Source organism: Rhodococcus globerulus, assembly GCF_019334125.1.
Taxonomy (GTDB): Bacteria; Actinomycetota; Actinomycetes; order Mycobacteriales; family Mycobacteriaceae; genus Rhodococcus_F; species Rhodococcus_F globerula.
The window spans coordinates 3120329-3140546 of the sequence record NZ_CP079698.1 but is presented as its reverse complement, the minus strand read 5'-3'; the positions used below and the strand labels follow the sequence as shown (position 1 = coordinate 3140546).

The window sequence follows — 20218 nt, the reverse complement described above, 5'->3', positions numbered from 1 at the left end:
TTCCGCCGCGATGCCGAAGCGTGATTTGGCTGTGCGCTGCGGCTGGTTCGGCTGGTACAGATTTCTGAAGGATGCACTCTCTCGAATGAGAATGCGATTCTCAACAACGAAATTCAGACTGCCATACGCGAATGTCGGTAGTCAACCGCTATCGCCGGAGTTTGGAGAAATCCCAGCTCACGATGTTCTCCGGAACGAGTTGGAGCCAGCCGTGCCGGCCGTCGTAACTGAAGTTCCCGTCCTTGCCGATGTACTTGTCGGCAAACAGGCGCTCGGGGGTGATCAAGGCGTCGTCCGGTTCCCCGTGGCGAGGTATTTCGCCTACTTGTCGCACCTTTCCCTCCAGCTCAACGCCGCGTAGGCCGAGGAAGTCCGTATCTCCCTCGTCGACGATGACGCTTACCCGGGGATCGAGTTCGAGATCGGTCCACCGTCTGCTCCGGGTGAGTGAATTGAGCCAGATCGAGGTTCCGTCCCAGACGAACCACAGGGCGCTGACGTGCGGTCTTCCGCTCTGTCCGACGGTCGCCACTCGGCAGATCGGCTGCGCGGAGAGGAACGTATGGCGTTCCTCCTCTGTCATGGCGATGGCGGTTCCACGACGCTGTCCTGACATTTTTCCTCCTGCGAATAGTCAAAGAGAGCTTGATTCTCTAGTATGGAGAATATAATTTCCTAGGAAGTCGTCAATTTGGACGATCCACCGACGAGTACCTGTCGGCTCGGCCTGATTTCTTCGCGTCGACACTTGACGCCCACAGGTTCGGCCCTGCTCGGCGATCGACCTATCGAAAGGGGAGGTTCACCATGACCGCACCAATACCTTTGCGGCCGGGAGGCCAGCTCGCCAGTTCCGTGTGCACCACGCGGGTGATCGTCGTCCGCGCACCTGCAGCCGGAAACCCGGTAATCGCCTGTGGGGGTAGCCCAATGGTTCCCGCTGCGCCGGGGCAGGCGGCCGCCTCAACAGTCACCGACGCGGTCACGCTCATCGGGAAACGCTATGTAGACGCCGATCAGAGCCTCGAAGTGCTGTGCACGTCGTCCGGAGTAGGTGAACTGAGCTGCGACGGCGTTGCCATGACCCTCAAGGCTGCCAACGCGCTCCCCGCCTCCGATTGAACATGTAGACAGCAACGAAAGTCGGTGCGGGAGTTCGGGTAACCGGGCGCCGCACCGACGAGCCTTCAGGTGATGCACAGCAGAGGAGTCGATTGTGTCCGGCGGTATGAATTTCGAACTGACCGAGGATCAGGAATTGATCCGCAAGTCGGTCGCTGAACTGGTGAAGAAGTTCGACGATCAGTACTGGATGGAGAAGGACCGGGCGCACGAGTTCCCCGTCGAGTTCTACAACGCCATCGCCGAGGGCGGTTGGCTGGGAATGACCATCCCCGAGGAATACGGCGGTCACGGGCTCGGAATCACCGAAGCCACAATACTTCTCGAAGAGGTGGCCAGGTCCGGTGGCGGCATGAACGCCGCCAGTTCGATTCACCTGTCCATCTTCGGAATGCATCCGGTGGTGGTCCACGGGTCCGATGAACTCAAAGCGCGAACACTGCCGCGTATTGCGTCAGGTGACCTGCATGTCTGCTTCGGAGTGACGGAACCGGGTGCCGGTCTGGACACGTCTCGAATCTCGACCTTCGCCAAGCGCGACGGAGACCACTATGTGGTCAACGGGCGTAAGGTATGGATCTCGAAAGCACTTGAATCCGAGAAGATTCTGCTTCTGACCCGTACCGAGCGTTATGACGACGTCAAGAAGAAAACCGACGGAATGACGTTGTTCCTGACCGATCTGGACCGCAGTTGTGTCGACATCCGGCCGATTGCGAAAATGGGTCGAAACGCTGTCACGTCCAACGAATTGTTCATCGACAATCTTCGGATTCCCGTCGAGGACAGGGTTGGTGAGGAAGGTAAGGGGTTCTCGTATCTCCTCGACGGCCTGAATCCGGAACGCATGCTCATCGCGTCCGAGGCGCTCGGTATCGGCCGGGTGGCACTCGAGAAAGCAGTGAAGTACGCCAACGAGCGTGAGGTATTCGGTCGGCCGATCGGCATGAATCAGGGCATTCAGTTTCCGCTTGCGGACGCGCTCGCCCATCTTGATGCCGCAGAGCTGGTGCTGCGCAAGGCAACCTGGTTGTACGACCAGGGCAATCAGTGTGGCCGCGAAGCCAACACGGCCAAGTATCTGTGTGCCGAAGCAGGTTTTGCCGCTGCGGACCGAGCACTGCAAACTCACGGTGGGATGGGCTATTCCGAGGAATACCACGTCGCCCGCTACTTCCGTGAGGCCCGACTGATGCGGATTGCACCCATCAGTCAGGAAATGATTTTGAACTATCTGGGATCACATACTTTGGGAATGCCGAGGAGCTACTGATGACCGCAACCAATCCGATGTTCGACTTGACGGGACGATCAGCACTGGTCACCGGCGCGGCCGGCGGTATCGGCTCCGCCGTTGCGCGGGCGTTTGCGACGGCTGGCGCGACCGTGCTGGTCACCGACGTCGACGGTGACGCGGCAGCTGCTGTTGCAGAACGTATTACGGCGGCGGGTGGCAAGGCGGACAGTTTTGCGCTCGACGTCAGGGACCGTGCAGCCGCCGACGCCGCGGTGGCACGCGCTGCCGGTTTCACCGAGGGGAAGCTGCACATCCTGGTGAACAATGCCGGGGTGACCGCGCCCGCGATGTTCAAGGATCTTGCGCAGGATTCGTTCCAGCGGATGCTCGACATCCACCTGCTCGGCGCATTCCATTGCTCGCAGGCAGCTTTGCCGTTCCTGGCTACCGACGGGACAGGGCGAATCATCAACGTGACGTCCTCGGCCGGAATCACCGGAACGCTCGGCCAGGTGAACTACTCGGCCGCGAAGGCCGGGATCATCGGCCTGACCAAGTCTCTGGCTCGGGAACTGGCGCGTAAGAACATCCTGGTCAACGCACTTGCCCCATTGGCTGCAACGCCGATGACCGAGACCATTCGCACCGACGAGAAGTTCGCCGCGAACATGATGACGCGAATCCCGTTGCGCCGCTGGGCGGAGCCCGAGGAAATCGCGGGTGCCTTTGTGTTCCTGGCGTCGAATGCCTCTTCCTTCGTCACCGGGCAGGTGCTGCCGGTGGATGGTGGCATGGTGATGTGATGTCGGGTTCGGAGCCTGCCGCGGGCTCCTCTGCTACATCAGGGGGGCCGCTCGCGGGAATTACCGTGGTGACGTTGGAGCAAGCCGTGTCCGCTCCGATGTGTACGCGTACGTTGGCGGATTTCGGCGCCCGCGTGATCAAGGTCGAGAATCCGCAGGGTGGCGATTTCGCGCGAGACTACGACGATGTCGTGAATGGTCTTGCCGCACATTTTGTCTGGGCCAATCGCGGTAAGGAATCAGTCACCTTGAACTTGAAGTCCGAGGCCGGGATCGAAACCATGCACAGGCTGTTGGACAAGGCTCACGTGTTGGTGTCGAACTTGGCGCCGGGCGCGATGGCACGACTTCGTCTGTCGGCGAGTGATCTGGCCGAACGGCATCCGGATTTGATCACGGTGGAAATCGACGGCTACGGCGCCGGCGGTCCGCTGTCGCACAAGCGGGCGTACGACCTTCTCGTCCAGGCAGAGTCCGGTGCATGTGCCGTCACCGGACGCCCGGGCGAGCCGGCAAAACCCGGACCGCCCGTCGCCGATATCTCCTCGGGACTGTATGCGGCGCTGTCGATCCTGGCGCTGCTGTGCGGTAAGGGGCGCGGAAACGGCGGCGAACTGTCGTCGGTGTCGGTGAGTCTGTTCGACACCATGACGGAGTTGATGGGCTACCCGCTCACGTACACGAAGTACTCGGGGATCGATCAGCAACCATTGGGGATGAGTTCGCCTGCAGTATCACCGTACGGTTCGTACGGGACCCGAGACGGGCAGACGGTTGTACTCGGCACGACCAACGACCGTGAATGGCAGCGACTTGCCCGCGAGATACTGGAGCGTCCCGACCTGGCGGACGACACGCGGTTTGCCGGCAACTCCGGGAGGGTTCGTCATCGGGAGGTTCTCGACGAGGCCATCGAATCATGGTGTGGTCGACACGATCTCGAGCACATTCAGAAGACTGCCGACGCTGCCGGAATCGGAAACTCTCGCTACAACCTCCCCAGCGAAGTGCTCGAGCACCCACAATTGAGTGCTCGTGACCGCTGGCGGCAGGTCGACACATCTGCCGGCCCGATCGAGGCACTGCTGCCACCGCCGATCATTGCGGGCTTCGAGCCGCCGATGGGGGCGGTACCGGGACTCGGGCAGCACACGGATCGTGTGCTCGCGGACTTCGGTTTCACCGGAGACGACATCGCCGCGTTGCGCGGCGACGGCGCGATCGGACCGGCGTACTGCTGATGGCGCACGAGAAAAACACATCGGTGGCGCCCGGCCCCGTCCTGCTGAGCGACGACCGCGACGGCGTTCGGACACTGACGCTCAACCGCCCGCACCGTAAGAATGCGATCAATCCGGAACTATGGGCAGCACTGCGCGATTCGCTGGTATCCCTCGAGACCAACCGCGATGTTCGGGCGCTGGTCATCGAGGGGGCAGACGGCGCGTTCTGTTCGGGTGCGGATCTGTCGGAAATCGCCGATATCCACCCGATGCACAAGTTGCGTGTCCTCACCGATGTTGCCCTGCTGCTCCACGAACTGCCGATACCGACCGTCGCCAAGGTGTCCGGAGTGGCCGTCGGTGCAGGGTGGAATCTGGCGCTCGGGTGCGACCTGGTGGTGGCCACACCCGAATCGACGTTTTCGCAGATCTTCTCCAAGCGCGGGTTGTCCTTGGACCTCGGCGGATCATGGCTGCTGCCAAAACTTGTCGGTCTACAACAGGCCAAACGCCTTGTATTGCTCGCCGAGACCATCGGCGCCGAGGAAGCCGAAGCTCTTGGCCTGGTGACCTGGGTTGTGCCGAAATCGGAGATCGACGGATATGCCCGCGACCTGGCACAGCGATTGGCGTCAGGACCACCTATCGCGCTGGCACAGAGTAAATCGTTGTTGAACGAAGGCGCCGACCGCACGATGCGGGATGCGCTCGCCAACGAGGCACGCGCGCAGGCCATGAATTTCGGTACCTCCGACGCACCGGAGGCGTACGCCGCATTCGCGGAGAAACGTGAACCACGATTTGCCGGCCGCTGGGCCGTGCCGCGAATCGGTAGTTGAACAGAATCAGTTCGGAGAGTGGAGAGACATGCGTGAAGTTGTAATCGCCGAAGCAGTTCGGACTCCGGTGGGGAAGCGCAACGGCGGGTTGTCGAGCGTACATCCAGCGGACTTGTCCGCAGTGGTCCTCGCCGCCCTGGCCGAGCGCACCGGAATTGATCCTGGGATCGTCGACGACGTGATCTGGGGTTGCGTCTCCCAGGTCGGTGACCAGTCGAGCAATATCGGCCGCTACTCGGTACTCGCAGCCGGATGGCCCGAGTCCATCCCGGGCACGACGGTCAACCGGGCGTGCGGTTCGAGCCAGCAGGCACTCGATTTTGCGGTGCAGGCCGTCATGTCGGGTCAGCAGGATGTTGTTGTCGCGGGCGGCGTCGAAGTCATGAGTCGGGTTCCGCTGGGCGCCGCCAAGGCGTCCGGGCAGCCGTATGGCCCCAAAGTCTTCGAACGCTACGACAATTTCTCGTTCAATCAGGGATTGTCGGCTGAGGCCATCGCACAGAAGTGGGCTCTCACGCGTACACATCTCGACGAGTTCTCCGCCCTCTCACACGAGCGTGCCGCCGCGGCCCAGGACGACGGCGCTTTCGAGAGCCAGATCGTCTCGGTGACAACCGATTCCGGAGTCGTCTCGGCTGACGAAGGTATTCGCCGCGGAACCTCGGTGGAGACTCTCGCGAAGTTGAAGCCTGCATTCGCAGATGACGGAGTCATTCACGCGGGCAACTCGTCGCAGATTTCCGACGGCGCCGCAGCACTGTTGGTGACGACGCCGGAGCGGGCACGCCAGCTCGGACTGACGCCGATTGTTCGCTACTGCGCAGGCGCTGTGACCGGTTCCGATCCGGTGCTCATGCTCACCGGTCCGATTCCGGCGACGGACAAGGTCTTGAAGAAGGCTCGAGTCGACCTGAACGAGGTCGGAGTGTTCGAGGTCAACGAAGCCTTCGCGTCGGTGCCACTGGCGTGGCTTGCGGAAACCGGTGCGGATCCGGCATTGGTCAACCCCCTCGGCGGCGCGATCGCGCTCGGACATCCGCTCGGTGGTTCCGGAGCGGTTCTGATGACTCGAATGATTCATCACATGCGCTACAACGGAATTCAGTACGGATTGCAAACAATGTGTGAGGGTGGCGGCACCGCGAACGCCACGCTCGTCGAACTGGCTGTGTGAGGAAGATACAAAATGCGCAGAGAAGTGTTCACTCCCGATCACGAGTCATTCCGTAAGCTCGCCCGCGATTTCATCGAGAAGCACGTTGTCCCCGAGTACCCGTCGTGGGAAAAGGCCGGCCAGATGCCGCGGGCAACTTTCGAACAACTCGGCTCGTTGGGGCTGCTCGGTACCGCAATCCCCGAGGAGTACGGGGGAGCGGGAATGCCCGACTATCGGTACAACGTCATTTTGCAAGAGGAGTCGGCGCGCGCCCTGGTCACGTTGAGCACGGTCCGCACACAACTCGATGTGATCCTTCCGTATTTCCTTGCCTACGCTAACGAGGAACAGCGATCACGTTGGTTCCCCGGGTTGGCGGCAGGAACACTTCTCTCGGCGATCGCGATGACCGAACCGGGTACCGGTTCCGATCTTGCGGGCGTACGCACCACTGCGGTGCGCGACGGGGACGAGTACGTGATCAACGGTGCCAAGACATTCATCACCGGCGGCTTGCTCGCTGATCTCGTGATCGTTGTCGCGCGCACGTCGACGGATCCGGAGAATCGACGCGCTGGTCTTTCACTGCTGGTCGTCGAGGATGGAATGCCCGGGTTCACTCGCGGGCGTGTTCTCGACAAGATGGGCTGCAAGGTTCAGGACACAGTCGAGTTGTCGTTCGACAATGTGCGAGTGCCTGCTGCCAACAGATTGGGCGACGAAGGCGCCGCGTTCGGTTACCTCGGTCGCAATCTTCCGCAGGAGCGGATGACTGTTGCTGTCGGTTCGGTGGCTCAGGCTCGGGCCGCGGTGACGGCAACTATCGAGTACGTCAAGGAGCGCAAGGCTTTCGGGACACCGGTTGCGTCGTTCCAGAATACGAAGTTCGAATTGGCGGCTATGTCGGCGGAGATCGAGGCCGGTCAGACGATGATCGATCGGGCGGTTCTCGATCTGGTCGACGGCGAGTTGTCGGGTGCTGATGCAGCACGGGTCAAGTTGTTCTGCACCGAAATGCAAGCGCGCGTGGTCGACCGATGCCTTCAGCTTTTCGGTGGTTACGGCTACATGATGGAGTATCCGATCGCGAGGCTGTACACAGATGCCCGGGTGGCACGTATTTATGCAGGTACGAGCGAGGTTATGAAGGTGATAATCGCGAAGTCCCTCGGGTTGTAAGCGATTTAGGGGTCTTTGCGCGCGCGGCGACCGAAAAGCGGCACATTAGCTGTGTCCTGTTGCACAACTTCATCTTTGATGAGACGCTTGTCACAGAGCTTAAAACAACCTACTGTGTGTTCAGTAGGTTGCTTTGAGCAGAGGAGTTCGATGACCGCGCAGCGCCCGTATGCCACTCTCTTAGCAAAGGGCGAAGACCGGAAACAGCTCATCCTTTCCGCTGCTCAGCGACTACTTGCACTAAACGGGTGGCGCAGTACGACGCTCGCGCAGATCGCCGGTGAAGCCGGTGTGACGTCGGCTGGACTTTTGCACCACTTCGAGTCCAAAGAACAGTTACTGCATGCCGTGCTCGACGCGCGGGATGCAGATGACGATGCTCATGCTGATCGAACTGGCGATGTCATAGAACAGCTCGAGCAAGTGGGTGCGCGGTTCGAACGCTCGCCTCACTTGATCGGGATGTACTCGGTGCTTCTGATCGAGAGTTTGGATCCGGAAGCCCCGTTGCATGGTCGCCTGCTCGCTCGGCAGCGTGCGGCAATCGACACGATTGCCGCAGGTATTCTGCGCGGTCAACGCGCAGGAAAATACCGCAATGATATTGACCCGGCCGTCAAGGCCGTAGAGATTGTCGCGTTTCTCAACGGAATGGAGACCTCATGGCTGCTCGATCGTTCGATTCCACTGACCGAAATCTTCAAGGACTACACGCAATCGCTGACTCGACAGCTCGCGCTCGCCGGCACAGCCTGAGGTACCGTCTGGCAGTCCTCGCGCCCAGCGTTGCCGACGTGGTGCGCCATGCAGGCGGGTGGATGTTCGACCAGGTAATGGCTGGCTGGGACGTCACGGTTATCGTCGAAAAGCACGAGAACACTCGGCCGTTGCAGATTCTCGGGGCAACCACGTTGGATTTGGAGTCCGTGATGGCCGCGCCCAACGGGCCGCGCCCGCAGGCGATTGCTCTGGCGGGTGATCTGTTCGAGTCCAATGCGATGGTGCGTGAAGGATTGCTCGATACCCTCGATCGCGGCATTATCGACGTCACGTTGTGGGGTGACACGGTCCCGAGCGATCTTGCTCATCACTTCGGGCCGAGCTCGCACCAGTTAAGCCGCGCTGCAATGGTTTTCAAGTCCCACGCACTTGCGGCCGCATCCAGCTCGCCCGATCCCGTCGGTGCGACCGAAATGTTTCGTGGGGTCAGTCTGTTCGGCAAGTGTCCGGCAGACGGAGTGAACCTCGTGTCAGTCGGTTAGTGAACTACTTCCCGCGCACAGTCCGGTGCGGGAAGGATCGAGAAGCCACATGCTCCGGCTGTTGATACGCGTGAACGTGTATCAACAGGCGGAGCATTGTTGTGGAAAGCATTGGTCGCGTGTTGTTTTGCGGGGATCGCGAGATTTCCTTGCATTCCGCGCGTCCGGGTGAGAATATTCTTCTCATGCCAAAGAATCTTGTTCTGGGTGTTTTGGGCGCACGGGTGTCACAGGCGCCGCGGATCGAGGTGATCGAGGAATGAAGGCCGAGGATCTCTTCCATCTCGGGATCGTCACCGAAACGTTCGAGCAGACCAGGGACGAACTGTCGTCGCTGTTCGGGTACGAATGGGGCCCTGAGGTCGGTGGCCCGATCAACGTCACATTGCCGAGCGGCGATGCCACAGTTGATCTGCGATGTGCGTATTCGGTGACCGCGCCGCGCGTGGAAATCGTTCGCGCCGTTCCGCAGTCGACTCTGTGGGATGCAAGTAGAGGGCAAGGCATTCATCATGTCGGGTACTGGTCCGACGACGTCGCGGCAGATTCTGCAGAGCTGGCGCGTCACGGATACGTCACCGAGGCAACACGTCTCGGGTCTGATGGCATACCGTTCTTCTCGTTCCAGCGTAGTCCTTGGGGATTTCGGATCGAACTCGTGAGCAGAACCGCGAAGACCGGCCTCGAACAGTGTTGGGCGACACCGGTCGCGCGGGAAGCGGAAGTTGGTGCGAAGTCATGACTACTGTCGGAATTGTGACCGGCGCGGGACGCGGCATGGGTTTTGCCTGCGCGCGGCGTCTGACCGACTCGGTGGACCGTTTGTTGCTGGTCGACATGGATCCGGAAACCGTGGCGGCGGCAGCAGCTGAACTTTCCGGGACCGGCCGCGCCGTCGTAGAACCGTTTGTTCTCGATGTCACGGACCCTGCTGGCCTTGCGCGTCTAGTCGATCGAGTGCGTGAACTCGGAACCTTGCGGTCGGTCGCACATGTCGCCGGAATCTCGCCGACCATGGCCGACTGGCGCAGAATCTTTTCTGTCGATCTTGTGGGTACCGCCTTGCTCGCGCAAGCGTTGCGCCCGCTCGCCACGGCTGGCACGGCAATGGTGTGTTTTGCATCCATGGCGCCGACACTGGCGTCGCTCGAGCCGGACGCTGCCACCGCTGCAGCGCTGGAAGACCCTCTGCGAGAAAACTTTCTGGACGAGATCTACGAAGCGGTCGGACCCGCGATCGAACACACCGGCGCCGCGTATGCATGGGCGAAATACGGTGTTCAGCGTTTCGTGAAACACGAGGCCGTGCGATTGGGAGCCGTCGGCGCACGCGTCTGCTCGCTGTCACCCGGATTGATCGACACCCCTCAAGGCCGACAAGAAGCCGAGAACAACGCGCATCTGAGTGCGCTGGTCACACAGACGCCTCTTGCCCGGACCGGTACTGCTGACGAAGTAGCAGCAGTCGTGTCGTTCCTGCTCTCGGATGACGCCAGCTTCCTCAACGGAACAGATATTCTCGTCGACGGTGGAATCTGCGCCGCGGTGCATACCAGCGGTGGACTGAGTGCGGCTCGTTCGTGACGGGGTATCTTCTTCCGATGGACATGAGTGGTTCGACCACCGAGCCGACACAAGATCTGGCAACCCGAATTGCTGCGCGGGCCTTGGCAGATCGAGGCGCTGTGTACGCCAGCGAGGTTCGTCGATTGCTTGACGCCGCGCTGGTGGTCATCAGGTCACTGGGAACGAACTCCCGCCCTCGCGTCGCGGATATCGTGGCACAAGCGGGACTGTCCAACGATGTCTTCTATCGGCACTTCAAGTCGAAAGATGCACTGGTTTCGGCGATCTTGGAGGATGGTTCCGAGCGTTTGGCAACGTACGTTGCGCATCAGATGGACAAGGAGAACACCCCAGAGGGGAAGATTCGGCGGTGGGTCGAAGGTGTCCTGTCCCAGGCCGACGAAGATTCGGCGGCCACCACCCGAGCGGTGCTCTGGAACGCGGGTGGGACGGGCGTCGGCGCAGTTTCGGGGCCACCGTCGGCGAGCGGTCCACTGGCGACCCTGCTGCGTGGTCCCCTTGCGGAACTGGGCAGCGCAGCACCGGAGTTCGATGCCACATTGGCGGCACACGCGACAGTCGGAAAGCTTTCCGACTACCTCTGGCAGCGGATTCAGCCTACCGATTCGGATATCGACCGGATCACCGAATTCTGTTTACGCACAATAACGCCCGCCTAGTCGATCTCAATCAGGTCTGAGACTTCGAAGAAACAGTGCTACCGCGGACTGAACATGCCGTTCTTGATCTGCGGGGTCATGCACAATTCCGAACGAGGCCAGGCGGGCCGGACCGCCGGACGCCATGCCGAGAAAGAGTTCGGCGAGTACGTCCGGTTCCTCGGCGACGATCTCGCCGGCCTCGGCATGCCGCACGAGTAGATCTGTGACCAACTGTTTGCGCGGCCAGAATCCCGTGCCGTGAGTTCGACGAGCGATGTCCGGAAAGCGCTCAGCGTAGGTGATCGCGATCTGTTCGAGTTTGATCATGGACGGGTTCAGGGCGCGGCTCAGTGCCGTCCTCGCGATGGTGGTCAACGCGACTTCCAGATTGTCGAGATCAGGTGCAGGTGGTTCTGGCACAGGCCAATCCGTGCGTTGGACGGCCCAGCCGAGAACCGAGCGGAAGACTGCTTCCTTGGTGGGGAATCGTGTGTACAGCGTCGGTTTGGTAGTGCCGGCCGCGGCAGCGATGGCATTCATCGACGTCCCCTCGTATCCATGCTCGAGGAACATGGCGAGGGCGCCTTCACGTATGGCGTGATCCAGTGCGGTGGCTTGCTCGAGAGTGGGGCGCCCCCCGCGGCTTCGGCGTGCTCCGGCTGCGCCCGGTTCGGACCTGTGCGACGTCATGAACATCAGTGTGCCAGTCGAACTCAGCTATAGACAGAAAACTAAACCCATGGGTAAAGTTAATTCCGGGGGGCAACATCGACTGGAGGCACAATGTCAGGGACGACCACACAGCGAGATGAGATTGTCGAGCGACTCGACGCGCGATTCCAGGAACTGCGTCAGCAGGTACCGGTACTGAAGCAGCGGGCGGACGACGAGGGGATCACCGAAATCGCACGGCGTGAGGACATGATTCCTCTGCTGTTTCCGCATACCACGTACAAGAGCTACCCGGAATCGTTGATCGCTAAAGGTCAATGGGCGCAGCTTAATCGGTGGCTCGATTCGCTTTCGGCGCATCGCGTCGAGGGAGTGGACGTGTCGGACGTCGTCGACGTCGACGGGTATATCGATGCCCTCGAAGCTGTCGGGCACCTGGTGTCGAGTTCGAGTGGGACCAGCGGGAAGAGTTCCTTCCTCAACAAGTCCGTACAGGATCGCGAAGTGTCCATGCAGAACATGCTGGACTGCCTGACGGACTTGGGGATTCATCGCGACAACTCGTGGCACGTTATCCCGGTCGGGCCGGAAACGGGTCTGAGTGGACACAACGCCCTACGTGATCTCATCTACAAGGAGTACGGCCGACCGGACGGAATCGAGCGGCCGTCGGGCGCGGAGGCAAGCGGTCACTATGCGTATATGGCGCGTCTGTCTGCCATGCGTAAGGCAATGGCAGACGGGACCGCGGCACCGGACGAGCTAGCTACCCATGAGGCGTCAGCCGCCGCGCGCCAGGCGGAAAACGAACGCCGCCTGCGCCATTGGGCCGAGCAGATCATCGAACACCGCACCGAGAAGATCTTCTTCAATTCTCAGTTCCCGAACCTGTTCCGCCTCACCGAGATTCTGCGAGAACTCGGAATGAAGGAAGGCGACATCACGGGGGAGAATGCGATGACGGCGGGCGGCGGGCTGAAGGGCATGTCGCTGCCGGCCGATTACCAGAACCAGATTTTCCGGATGCTGAATATAGATCCGAGCCGGTTCTTTCATTACTACTCGATGCAAGAGCTGAATATTCGTTTGCCGAAATGCGCGTCGGGTCGGTACCACGTTCCTTCGGAGCTGGTTCTGTTCGTTCTCGACAAGAACGGCGAATCGCTTGCACCCGAGTCGGACGGCAAGGTGGAAGGCCGCGCCGCGTTCTTCGACACCACCGTCGACGGACGTTGGGGCGGAACGATCACCGGAGACAAGATCTCGGTCGAACTCGGTGACTGCTCCTGTGGCCGAACCGGCCCCACGGTTGACGCAGACATCACCCGCTACTCCGATTTGGCAGACGACGACAAGATCACCTGTGCCGGCACCACGGACGCGTACGTCCGCGGATTCCTCGAGGACTGAGAGAAACATTCATGACTACGTCATCAACACTCGCACCGAGCAAGTCCAAAATTCGGGTACCCCACTTCATCCGAGGCAAGCTCGTCTGGGGTGAGGACACCGAGTATCTGTCGCGGGACTTCGGGGTTCCGTTTGTCACGCCTGCTCTGGAACTGAACAGATTGTTCGTGCCACGCACCGAACCCGGACCGGCATTCGACGTGCCGGTCACGGACATCATCGACTTCCTGGTCGAGACGGCAAAGCATCTCACTCTCGAGACCAACGAGTATCTGCAGGAATCCCTCGAGATGACCCTTCAGGTCAGTGCGCTGCCCAGGAGAATCATCGAGAACACCTTCGCGCGGCCGGGCCAGTTCCTGACGCGGGAGGCGCTGGAATACCGTCTTGACCGCACCTTCGGTGATCGCAACCTCCTCGACGGATGGGTGGAGCGCACCGACCCCAACGGTCGTGTGAGCCGGGTCCGGGCATTCCCACCCCGCCTCGTGCACATGCTTGCCGGAAACTCGCCGAGCGCCGCCATGACGTCGATCGCAGACGCGGCGCTTGTCAAGGCAGTCAACGTCTTCAAGATGCCATCGGCTGACCCGTTCACCACCGTGGCGGTACTGCGCACCATGTCCGACATCGAACCCGATCATCCGATCCTGCGCTCGATGTCCGCCGTGTACTGGCGCGGCGGTGACGAGAAGGTCGAGAGCGTGCTCTACCGCTCCCAGTACTTCGACAAGCTTGTGGCGTGGGGTGGTGGCCCTGCCATCGAGAACGCCGCGAAGTACGCCGGTCCCGGCTTCCAGCTGATCTCCTTCGACCCCAAGGTCTCGATGTCCGTCATCGGACGTGAAGCCTTCGAGTCCGAAGAGACTCTCCGCGAGGTCGCGGAGCTGGCAGCGTCCGACGCCACGATCTTCAACCAGGACGCCTGCCTCGCGGCGCGTCACATTGCCGTCGAGGGTGACATCGAGCAGGTGGATCGCTTCTGTGCGTTGCTGTGTGAGCGTCTGGGAGTCGACCGCGACTTTGCCGAGGCCGTTGGTCCCAAGACGCCGCGCGATATTCGCGAAGAAGTCGAGGGCATGCGATTCCTCGAGCCCGACTACCGCATCTGGGGCAGCTACGACGGCAGTGGTCTTGTTGTCCGCTCACCGGAACCGGTGGACTTCCACCCGACCAACAAGACGGTCAACGTCGTCCCCATTGCATCGATGACCGACGCGGCGCATTTCGCGACGGTGGCAACACAGACCGTGGGTGTTTACCCGACACACCGCAAGGCCGAGGTACGAGATCGCCTGGCAACAGCAGGAGTTCAGCGTGTGGTGAAGCTCGGTAGCGCGTTGACCGGCAGTATGGGCAGCCCGCACGACGGCATGTACCCGTTGCATCGATTCGTCAACTGGGTAGTGGACGACGATGCCTGAAGCCGTGAGTGGTGCAGGCATGCCGCTGCGAGTGCTCGGCAGATCCGGACTGCGAGTCAGTGAAATGTGTCTGGGCGCCATGACGTTCGGAACGGACTGGGGCTTCGGAGCCGACGAGTCCATTTGTCAGGATATCTACAAGGAGTTCCGCAGTGCCGGCGGTAATTTCATCGACACAGCCAACAATTACACCAACGGTGCGAGCGAGACGATTCTCGGGCGGCTGATCGCTTCCGAGCGCGACGATGTTGTCGTGAGTACCAAGTACACGCTGCCGACACATCCGGGTGATCCCAATTCCGGTGGAAATCATCGGAAAAGCTTGCGTCGCAGTGTCGAAGAGAGTCTGCGACGCCTCGGCACCGACTACATCGACTTGTTGTGGGTGCATGCGTGGGATCGGCAGACGCCGGCCGAGGAGACGCTCCGCGGACTCGACGATCTGGTCCGCAGTGGCAAGGTCTTGGCGATCGGTATCACCAATACTCCGGCCTGGGTGGTTGCCCGCTCGAACGCAATCGCCGAGTTGCGCGGTTGGAGCGCCTACTGCGCCATGCAGGTCGAATACTCCTTGGTGGCACGAAGTCCCGACCGTGAGCTTCTTCCGATGGCGAGCGAATTGGATTTAGCCGTGTGTGCCTGGAGTCCTTTGGCTCGCGGCCTACTTGCCGGAAAGGGAGACCCCGAACGCCTCTCGCCTGCCGGTCGGGAGGCCCGAACCGTTGCCCAAGACATTGCAGCCGAACTGGGAGTCAGCCCCGCGCAGGTTGCCTTGGCGTGGGTCATACGTCGGGGGCTCATGCCGTCGATCGGCGCGCGCACGGTGGAACAGCTTCGAGACAACCTCGGCGCTCTGCAGGTGATGCTCGAGGAAGGGCAGCAGGAGCGTCTCGACGCAGCATCGCGGGTGCGACTCGGCTATCCGCACGATTTCCTGAACGAGCGGCGCGCGGTGTTGGAGCCGCAGGAGTTGTAGCAGCTTCAATTTCTGAAAAGCATCGACAAAGGGTCGGCACTTTGTTAGATTCTCGACATTAGAGTCGGCTTATTACGTCATCTTGTAGATGGGAAGTGCGTTGGACAAGCTCGATCATTGGATCGCCGGTAGTGCGGTGATGCCGACCAGTGCCGACTACATGGCTGTCACAGACCCGGCAACCGGATGTGAGGCAAGGCAACTCGCGTGCGGCAATGCTGACGACGTCGACCTGGCGGTTCAGGCCGCATCTGCTGCCGAAACGGCATGGAAGCAGATACCGGCGCTTGCTCGGGCGCGGTTGTTCGGTGACCTCGCCCGGGCCATGCGCGCCGATTCTGCGGAGTTGGCCCGGTTGGAGATCAGTGAAACCGGTAAGCCGGAGGCCGTTGCACTGGCTGAAGTCGAGAACTCCGCGACGTACTTCGATTTCTACGGCGGGTTGATCGGCATGCCGGCCGGTGACACTCTCGACGTGGCACCGGATCAGCATGTGTACACCCGCCGTGAGGCTTTCGGAGTAATCGGAGTCATCACGCCGTGGAATGTGCCACTGAACCAGGCAGCGAGGGCGTGCGCACCAGCTTTGGCTGCCGGCAACACGGTGGTGGTCAAGCCGTCGGAGAGCACGTCGGCGTCGACGGTTCGGTTGGCTCAACTCGCGACCGAGGTGGGTTTTCCGTCCGGAGTCTTCAACGTGGTTCTCGGTACGGGTCAGGATGCGGGTGCTGCTTTGGTAGCCCATCCGGATGTGTCCAAGGTGGCATTTACGGGTTCCGTGGGAACCGGCCGTGCTATCGGGCATATTGCTGCAGACCGAATCATCCCGGTCACACTGGAATTGGGTGGAAAGTCCGCCAACATCATCTTTGCCGACGCCGATGTGGAGAAGGCCGTCGCAGGTTCTCTCCTCGCTTTCACGGCCAATGCCGGCCAGGTGTGTTCCGCCGGCACAAGGCTCCTGGTTCATCGATCGATCCACGACGAGGTCGTACAGAAATTGGCTGCGGGTGCCGCAGCGGTGCGTCCCGGGCGCGATATCGGTCCACTGATTACCAGGGCGCAGTTCGAACGAGTGCAGGAATACTTCAAGATCGCGGAATCCGAAGGTGCACAGGCTGTAACCGGAGGAACAGTCTCTGTGGTGGCACAGGAGACCGGCGGCTTCTACATCGATCCCACGGTGTACATCGGAGTCGACAACTCGGCCCGGATCGCGCGCGAAGAGATATTCGGACCCGTGGTTCTCGTGCTCGCGTTCGATACCGAAGACGAGGCGATCGAACTGGCCAACGACTCGGATTACGGACTGGTAGCCGGTGTTTGGACCAGCAATGTGTCGCGGGCATTGCGGGTCAGTGAGCGGATCCGAGTTGGTCAGGTGTTCGTCAACACCTGGTCAACCGGATCCGTGCAGACTCCGTTCGGCGGGTGGAAGAACAGCGGTTACGGGCGCGAAAAAGGTGTGGAGGCACTCCATCACTACAGCCAGGTCAAGTGCGTGACCATCAAATTCGAGGGAGATTCACAGTGACACAAGATAGCCCGCTCGATCTGGCTCACCAGACCGTCTTCGAGGCCGGTTTGGCAGTGCGTAAGGAAGTCCTCGGTGCCGAATACGTCGATGCGGCAATGACCCGGAATGCCGGGACTGACGGCGAAGAGTTGCAGAAGTTCGTGAGCGAGTTCGTGTGGGGCGGTGCCTGGACAAGGCCAGGCCTGGACCGTCGGAGTCGTTCGCTGATCAATCTCGGAATTCTGATCGCCCTCAGCCAGCCCCATGAGTTGTCCGTCCACGTTCGCGTGGGTCTGAGCAACGGCCTGACTCGCACAGAGATCACCGAGGCCGTTATCCACGCCACCGCCTATGTGGGAGTGCCCATGGGTATGGCGGCGATGCGTGTGGTTCAGGAAACCCTGACTGCCGAACTGGGCCCCCTCACCGCGGAGGTCTCGGCATGAGCGTGATTCCGTTGCCGGGTAAAAGTGTCGGTCTTGTCGGACTGGGTGCGATGGGCGGCCCGATAGCCCGCAACTTCGTCAATTCCGGCCAACCTTTGATCGTCCGTGACGCCGATGCCGCGTCGCAGCAACGGTTTCTCGACAGTCATCCGAGCGCTGTGGGCACAACGGATTTCGCGGACTTCGCGAAGTGCGACGTGGTGGTGCTGGTCCTGCCGACCAGTGACATCGTCGATGCCGTGGTTCTCGGTGAGGGGGGACTACTGTCGCAACTGCAGGCAGGTAGCACCATCGTGGACATGGGGTCGAGCATTCCGGACCGCACTCAGAAGTTGGCTGGAATAGCCGCCGAGCAGGGTGTTCGAGTTGTCGACGCCCCGGTCAGTGGCGGAGTCGGACGTGCACTGAAGGCGGATCTTGCCGTGATGGCGGGCGGTGACGCCGATGTGGTCGCAGAGGTTCTGCCGCTCCTGCGTGCCACCGGAACGGCAATCATCCACGTCGGTCCGGTTGGGTCGGGGCACGCTGCAAAGGCACTCAACAACCTTCTTGCAGCCAACGGTCTTGTCGCCGCAGCGGAGGCCATGTTGGTGGGCCGCAAATTCGGTATCGATCCGGCGACGCTCCTTTCGGTGATCAATGCCAGTAGCGGCCGGAACCAGGCAACGGAGACGAAGTACGAAAAGTTTGTTCTGTCAGGAACATTCGACTCAGGATTCGCCGCAACTCTGATGCGCAAGGACATCGGAATCGCTTTGGATTTGGCTCGTTCTCAGGACGTATCCACTGTTCTCGGCGACACGCTCGGCAAGATCTGGGAAACCGCTGTCGACGGCTTGGCTCCAGGAGCAGACCAAACCGAGGTTGTGCGATACCTCGAGGAGCTTGCGCAGGTGTCGCTTCACGATTAGCTCCGTGTAGGTGATGCGAGGCGCGTACCCCTCATTCCACGACACCCCGTCGGATGCGAAGATGATTCGAATCCAACGGGGTTTCGAATTCAGCGGAGTGAGGTGGTCATGGCTTCATCGCCGCGGCGCGTGGGTGCCGAGAAGTCGAAGACGCGAGATGTTCTGCTGGACAGTGTCGAGAAGATGATGCTGGACACCGGCTACGCCAGCGTGACCTATCGATCTTTGGCAGCAGAGGCCGGTGTGACCGCGAGCCTGGTCCAGTATTACTTTCCCACTCTTGACGACATCTTCCGCGCCGCAATTGCGAGGTACACCGAACGCAACCTCGCGGTACTGCAATCTGCGCTGCAGAAACGAGCCGAAGATCCGCTGCATGTGTTGTGGGAGTACAGCTGGGATGAAGCCACAAGTGCTCTGATGACGGAGTTCATGGCTCTCGGCAATCACCGTGAGTCAATCCGTGCTGAAATCGCCGAAGTCACCGAACGGGTCCGGCAACTGCAGATGGAGGCCGTGGCTCGCAAGTTCGGGCCGGGTGCTCGACCGGACGGCCGGCTGTCTCTCGGCGCAATGGTGTTGCTGATCACCGGGATTCCCAAGTTCCTCAATCTGGAATCGGGTATCGGCGTCGACACTGCGCATGCCGAAGTGGTGGAAGCACTCGAGGGCTACATCGATTCGGTGGAGCCTCGCATCACGCAGACTGCGCGCACCAAGCGACCGCGGACGTAAGAAACGGATCGCGGCTTTTTTCGAAAATTGGTACGACTGTATAGCAAGTGCGGTACTGTCCTGTAGTGCGCGAGCTCGCTTGACCTCAGACTGCTTACCGAGCGCCAAAAGTACCTCTTCCCAGTATTTTTCGAGAAACGTGCCGATCGAGGAGTTCTTCTTGTCTGCTTCCATACGTCCCATCACGTCGACCGTCGGACTGGAGGTCACAGGTCTGACTGCCGACGATCTCATGAAGTCGGATTCTGCCCGAGAGATTCGGCAACTCCTGGACCGGCATGGGGTCCTGGTGTACCGCGAGATCAACATCGACGACGACGCCCTGTTGGCTCTCAGTCGTGCACTGGGCACCGTCGTAGTCCAATCCACCGGCGAGCACCGCCTCCCGGAGATTCAGACCATCACCATGGATCCGTCCAAGACGAATGCAATTCTCGCGTCGTATCGAGCGGGAAACTTCCACTGGCACATCGACGGTGCCACACAAGTCATTCCGCAGCAGGCGACGCTCCTGAGCGCTCGTGAGGTCGATCCAGCCGGGGGCGACACCGAGTTCGCCAGTACGTACGCGGCCTATGACGGCTTGAGCGACGAGGAGAAGGCCGAGTTCGAGTCTCTCGAGGTTGTGCACACGTTTGGGCATGCACAGTCGCTGGCGAACCCGGATCCCGACGAAGCAACCAGGCGAGCCTGGGCACGGGTACCAGCGCAGGTTCATCCGTTGGTATGGACCAGAAAGAATGGACGGAAGTCGCTGTTGCTGGGCGCTACCGCGTCCGAAGTTGTAGGTTGGCCGATCGAGCGAAGTCGTGCGTTGTTGGATCGACTGCTCGAGTGGTCCACACGCCCCGAATACGTATTGCGCCAGGTGTGGCGCAAAGGTGACCTGGTCATCTGGGACAACACCGGAATGCTGCATCGAGCGACGGAGTTCGAGCCCTCGTCTCAGCGTCTCATGCACCGCACGACCTTGGCGGGGGAGGAATCTGTCTGTCGTGGTTAGGGTCTGTGGTGGTTGAGGATTGGCCGAGTCCGTGAACACTATTTGCGACTATGACATGCGTGTGGGCTTCGCATCG

General features: G+C 60.8%; 22 protein-coding genes. 20 read left to right on the top strand and 2 right to left on the bottom strand.

Translation table 11 applies throughout. The features are described 5' to 3' along the window. Positions 1 to 148: 148 nt before the first annotated feature. Entirely contained in the window at positions 149 to 616 is a 468-nt protein-coding gene (locus KYT97_RS14095) for a pyridoxamine 5'-phosphate oxidase family protein (protein ID WP_045064753.1), read from the bottom strand. Positions 617 to 807: 191 nt separating this feature from the next. On the opposite strand from KYT97_RS14095, the gene KYT97_RS14090 reads away from it, so the two are divergent. The 12 genes from KYT97_RS14090 (at position 808) to KYT97_RS14035 (ending at position 11067) form a co-directional block, all read left to right on the top strand. Next, the gene (locus KYT97_RS14090; protein WP_033231790.1) at positions 808 to 1122 is read left to right on the top strand and encodes a hypothetical protein; all 315 of its coding nucleotides are present in this window, start codon (positions 808 to 810) and stop codon (positions 1120 to 1122) included. A gap of 106 nt (positions 1123 to 1228) precedes the next feature. Next, the gene (locus KYT97_RS14085; RefSeq protein WP_033231878.1) at positions 1229 to 2395 is read left to right on the top strand and encodes an acyl-CoA dehydrogenase family protein; all 1167 of its coding nucleotides are present in this window, start codon (positions 1229 to 1231) and stop codon (positions 2393 to 2395) included. Then, entirely contained in the window at positions 2395 to 3162 is a 768-nt protein-coding gene (locus KYT97_RS14080) for an SDR family NAD(P)-dependent oxidoreductase (protein WP_033231789.1), read from the top strand. The genes KYT97_RS14085 and KYT97_RS14080 overlap by 1 nt, the downstream gene beginning before the upstream one ends. Continuing rightward, a complete protein-coding gene (locus tag KYT97_RS14075) occupies positions 3162 to 4403 on the top strand; it encodes a CaiB/BaiF CoA transferase family protein (RefSeq protein ID WP_045064751.1) in 1242 nt (413 codons plus the stop codon). Before KYT97_RS14080 ends, KYT97_RS14075 begins: the two co-directional genes overlap by 1 nt. Next, on the top strand, positions 4403 to 5224 hold the full coding sequence (locus KYT97_RS14070; RefSeq protein WP_116103656.1) for an enoyl-CoA hydratase/isomerase family protein: 822 nt from the start codon (positions 4403 to 4405) through the stop codon (positions 5222 to 5224). Before KYT97_RS14075 ends, KYT97_RS14070 begins: the two co-directional genes overlap by 1 nt. Positions 5225 to 5252: 28 nt before the next feature. Next, on the top strand, positions 5253 to 6398 hold the full coding sequence (locus KYT97_RS14065) for a thiolase family protein (RefSeq protein WP_033231788.1): 1146 nt from the start codon (positions 5253 to 5255) through the stop codon (positions 6396 to 6398). A 12-nt stretch (positions 6399 to 6410) separates the two neighbouring features. Further along, positions 6411 to 7559, top strand: coding sequence for an acyl-CoA dehydrogenase family protein (locus KYT97_RS14060; RefSeq protein WP_045064746.1), 1149 nt, complete (start codon positions 6411 to 6413; stop codon positions 7557 to 7559). A gap of 150 nt (positions 7560 to 7709) precedes the next feature. After that, positions 7710 to 8315 (top strand): TetR/AcrR family transcriptional regulator, encoded by a 606-nt coding sequence (locus tag KYT97_RS14055; protein ID WP_033231786.1) that lies wholly within the window; start codon positions 7710 to 7712, stop codon positions 8313 to 8315. A 38-nt stretch (positions 8316 to 8353) separates the two neighbouring features. Further along, positions 8354 to 8821, top strand: a complete 468-nt coding sequence (locus KYT97_RS14050; protein ID WP_307718099.1) for a hypothetical protein — start codon at positions 8354 to 8356, stop codon at positions 8819 to 8821. 259 nt (positions 8822 to 9080) lie between these two features. Further along, positions 9081 to 9563 carry a VOC family protein gene (locus KYT97_RS14045; RefSeq protein WP_116103651.1) on the top strand — a complete coding sequence of 161 codons (483 nt, stop codon included), beginning with the start codon at positions 9081 to 9083 and terminating at the stop codon, positions 9561 to 9563. Then, a complete protein-coding gene (locus KYT97_RS14040; protein ID WP_092803305.1) occupies positions 9560 to 10405 on the top strand; it encodes an SDR family oxidoreductase in 846 nt (281 codons plus the stop codon). The genes KYT97_RS14045 and KYT97_RS14040 overlap by 4 nt, the downstream gene beginning before the upstream one ends. A gap of 17 nt (positions 10406 to 10422) precedes the next feature. Then, a complete protein-coding gene (locus tag KYT97_RS14035; RefSeq protein ID WP_051730290.1) occupies positions 10423 to 11067 on the top strand; it encodes a TetR/AcrR family transcriptional regulator in 645 nt (214 codons plus the stop codon). Between the two features lie 6 nt (positions 11068 to 11073). Here the strand turns inward: KYT97_RS14035 and KYT97_RS14030 are convergent, their stop codons facing one another. Next, positions 11074 to 11739 carry a TetR/AcrR family transcriptional regulator gene (locus tag KYT97_RS14030; RefSeq protein ID WP_033231872.1) on the bottom strand — a complete coding sequence of 222 codons (666 nt, stop codon included), beginning with the start codon at positions 11737 to 11739 and terminating at the stop codon, positions 11074 to 11076. Positions 11740 to 11832: 93 nt separating this feature from the next. Here KYT97_RS14030 and KYT97_RS14025 point away from each other — a divergent pair, with 93 nt between their 5' ends. From KYT97_RS14025 to KYT97_RS13990, 8 genes are all read left to right on the top strand, one after another. Further along, the gene (locus tag KYT97_RS14025; protein WP_116103648.1) at positions 11833 to 13131 is read left to right on the top strand and encodes a hypothetical protein; all 1299 of its coding nucleotides are present in this window, start codon (positions 11833 to 11835) and stop codon (positions 13129 to 13131) included. 11 nt (positions 13132 to 13142) lie between these two features. Beyond that, positions 13143 to 14555: an acyl-CoA reductase gene (locus tag KYT97_RS14020; RefSeq protein ID WP_219112634.1), complete on the top strand. Its 1413-nt coding sequence runs from the start codon at positions 13143 to 13145 to the stop codon at positions 14553 to 14555. Further along, complete coding sequence (locus KYT97_RS14015; protein WP_245006127.1) at positions 14548 to 15531, top strand: aldo/keto reductase; 984 nt, start codon at positions 14548 to 14550, stop codon at positions 15529 to 15531. The genes KYT97_RS14020 and KYT97_RS14015 overlap by 8 nt, the downstream gene beginning before the upstream one ends. A gap of 88 nt (positions 15532 to 15619) precedes the next feature. After that, positions 15620 to 17065: an aldehyde dehydrogenase family protein gene (locus KYT97_RS14010; RefSeq protein WP_245006126.1), complete on the top strand. Its 1446-nt coding sequence runs from the start codon at positions 15620 to 15622 to the stop codon at positions 17063 to 17065. Further along, a complete protein-coding gene (locus KYT97_RS14005) occupies positions 17062 to 17493 on the top strand; it encodes a carboxymuconolactone decarboxylase family protein (protein WP_245006125.1) in 432 nt (143 codons plus the stop codon). Before KYT97_RS14010 ends, KYT97_RS14005 begins: the two co-directional genes overlap by 4 nt. After that, entirely contained in the window at positions 17490 to 18404 is a 915-nt protein-coding gene (locus tag KYT97_RS14000; RefSeq protein ID WP_033231781.1) for an NAD(P)-dependent oxidoreductase, read from the top strand. Before KYT97_RS14005 ends, KYT97_RS14000 begins: the two co-directional genes overlap by 4 nt. A 108-nt stretch (positions 18405 to 18512) precedes the next feature. Continuing rightward, positions 18513 to 19139 (top strand): TetR/AcrR family transcriptional regulator, encoded by a 627-nt coding sequence (locus KYT97_RS13995; protein ID WP_219112632.1) that lies wholly within the window; start codon positions 18513 to 18515, stop codon positions 19137 to 19139. Between the two features lie 160 nt (positions 19140 to 19299). After that, on the top strand, positions 19300 to 20142 hold the full coding sequence (locus tag KYT97_RS13990) for a TauD/TfdA dioxygenase family protein (RefSeq protein WP_245006124.1): 843 nt from the start codon (positions 19300 to 19302) through the stop codon (positions 20140 to 20142). Positions 20143 to 20218 lie beyond the last annotated feature (76 nt).

Excerpts from the sequence above, each read along its gene's own strand:
- KYT97_RS14095 (WP_045064753.1), bottom strand. The coding sequence starts at position 616 with ATGTCAGGACAGCGTCGTGGAACCGCCATCGCCATGACAGAGGAGGAA.
- KYT97_RS14090 (WP_033231790.1), top strand. The coding sequence starts at position 808 with ATGACCGCACCAATACCTTTGCGGCCGGGAGGCCAGCTCGCCAGTTCC.
- KYT97_RS14085 (WP_033231878.1), top strand. The coding sequence starts at position 1,229 with ATGAATTTCGAACTGACCGAGGATCAGGAATTGATCCGCAAGTCGGTC.
- KYT97_RS14080 (WP_033231789.1), top strand. The coding sequence starts at position 2,395 with ATGACCGCAACCAATCCGATGTTCGACTTGACGGGACGATCAGCACTG.
- KYT97_RS14075 (WP_045064751.1), top strand. The coding sequence starts at position 3,162 with ATGTCGGGTTCGGAGCCTGCCGCGGGCTCCTCTGCTACATCAGGGGGG.
- KYT97_RS14070 (WP_116103656.1), top strand. The coding sequence starts at position 4,403 with ATGGCGCACGAGAAAAACACATCGGTGGCGCCCGGCCCCGTCCTGCTG.
- KYT97_RS14065 (WP_033231788.1), top strand. The coding sequence starts at position 5,253 with ATGCGTGAAGTTGTAATCGCCGAAGCAGTTCGGACTCCGGTGGGGAAG.
- KYT97_RS14060 (WP_045064746.1), top strand. The coding sequence starts at position 6,411 with ATGCGCAGAGAAGTGTTCACTCCCGATCACGAGTCATTCCGTAAGCTC.
- KYT97_RS14055 (WP_033231786.1), top strand. The coding sequence starts at position 7,710 with ATGACCGCGCAGCGCCCGTATGCCACTCTCTTAGCAAAGGGCGAAGAC.
- KYT97_RS14045 (WP_116103651.1), top strand. The coding sequence starts at position 9,081 with ATGAAGGCCGAGGATCTCTTCCATCTCGGGATCGTCACCGAAACGTTC.
- KYT97_RS14040 (WP_092803305.1), top strand. The coding sequence starts at position 9,560 with ATGACTACTGTCGGAATTGTGACCGGCGCGGGACGCGGCATGGGTTTT.
- KYT97_RS14035 (WP_051730290.1), top strand. The coding sequence starts at position 10,423 with ATGGACATGAGTGGTTCGACCACCGAGCCGACACAAGATCTGGCAACC.
- KYT97_RS14030 (WP_033231872.1), bottom strand. The coding sequence starts at position 11,739 with ATGACGTCGCACAGGTCCGAACCGGGCGCAGCCGGAGCACGCCGAAGC.
- KYT97_RS14025 (WP_116103648.1), top strand. The coding sequence starts at position 11,833 with ATGTCAGGGACGACCACACAGCGAGATGAGATTGTCGAGCGACTCGAC.
- KYT97_RS14020 (WP_219112634.1), top strand. The coding sequence starts at position 13,143 with ATGACTACGTCATCAACACTCGCACCGAGCAAGTCCAAAATTCGGGTA.
- KYT97_RS14015 (WP_245006127.1), top strand. The coding sequence starts at position 14,548 with ATGCCTGAAGCCGTGAGTGGTGCAGGCATGCCGCTGCGAGTGCTCGGC.
- KYT97_RS14010 (WP_245006126.1), top strand. The coding sequence starts at position 15,620 with ATGGGAAGTGCGTTGGACAAGCTCGATCATTGGATCGCCGGTAGTGCG.
- KYT97_RS14000 (WP_033231781.1), top strand. The coding sequence starts at position 17,490 with ATGAGCGTGATTCCGTTGCCGGGTAAAAGTGTCGGTCTTGTCGGACTG.
- KYT97_RS13995 (WP_219112632.1), top strand. The coding sequence starts at position 18,513 with ATGGCTTCATCGCCGCGGCGCGTGGGTGCCGAGAAGTCGAAGACGCGA.